This window comes from Arhodomonas sp. KWT, assembly GCF_010993615.1.
The window spans coordinates 1-1,036 of record NZ_WNXE01000572.1 but is presented as its reverse complement, the minus strand read 5'-3'; the positions used below and the strand labels follow the sequence as shown (position 1 = coordinate 1,036).

The 1,036-nt window shown below is 70.1% G+C and carries 2 protein-coding genes; both read left to right on the top strand.

The genetic code is table 11. The annotated features are described in order from the left end of the window. Nucleotides 1–390 (top strand): aminotransferase class I/II-fold pyridoxal phosphate-dependent enzyme (locus G7A99_RS20815; RefSeq protein ID WP_163143796.1); only part of this gene is annotated, 390 nt, incomplete at its 5' end. Between the two features lie 92 nt (nt 391–482). Then, the coding region (locus G7A99_RS20810) for a Lon-like protease helical domain-containing protein (RefSeq protein ID WP_163143794.1) at nt 483–1,036 on the top strand (554 nt) is incomplete at its 3' end.

The following is a 1,036-nucleotide window of genomic DNA, read 5'->3' as shown; positions in this document are numbered from 1 at the left end:
GCGCCCGGGCTGATCGAGCCCATCGCCGCCAAGACCCGGGACAGCTACAGTGTGGACGCCGTGGCGGAGCGCCTCGCGGTCGCGGCCCTGGAGGACCAGGCATATGCCACCTCCACCTGGGAGGCGGTCCGCGGCGAACGCGCGCGCCTCGCCTCACGGCTGGAGGGGCTGGGACTGAGCTGCGCGGCGAGCGAGTCGAACTTCCTCCTGGCACGGGTGCCCGAGGGGTTCGCCGGCGGTGCCTCGGCCGTGTACCGCTATCTGCGCGACCAGGGGATCTTCGTGCGCTACTTCGACCAGCCACGGCTGCGCGAGAGCCTGCGTATCACCGTCGGCACGCCGGAGCAGAATGACACCCTGCTGCGCGCCCTCGCCCGTATGAATCGCTGAGCGCCCCGGGGCCGGACTGGACACCGGTCCGGAGGCGCGCTAGACAGGGTGGCGACAGTTACCGGTATCGCATCACGCGAGGGAACCGCCGCATGACCATAACTCCACTCACCGCCGACCAGGTGTACCAGCGCTGCGACCCCGCGGCGCTGGATTTCGACACCACCGACGAGCTCCGGGGCGCAGGCACCATCATCGGCCAGGACCGGGCCATCGAGGCGCTCAGGCTCGGCACCGGCGTGCGCAACAACGGCTTCAACCTGTTCGTGCTCGGTCCCGGCGGCGTCGGCAAGCACGAGGTCGTCTCGCAGTTCCTGCACGAGCGGGCCTCCGGCGAGGCCACGCCGCCCGACTGGTGCCTCGTCCACGACTTCAATACCGGCAACCGGCCGCGTCTGATCCGACTGCCCCCCGGCGACGGCCGCCGCCTGTGCAAGGTCATCGAGGACCTGGTCCAGGAACTGCGCACCGCGTTGCCGGCCGCGTTCGAGAGCGACGAGTTCCAGCGCCGCATGCGCGAGCTGCAGCAGGAGATGGGTCAGCGCCACCAGCAGGCCTTTCGCGAGATCCAGGAGGCGGCGGACCAGCAGGGTATCGCCCTGCTCCAGACCCAGAACGGCTTTACCTTCGCGCCCAAGGACGAGAA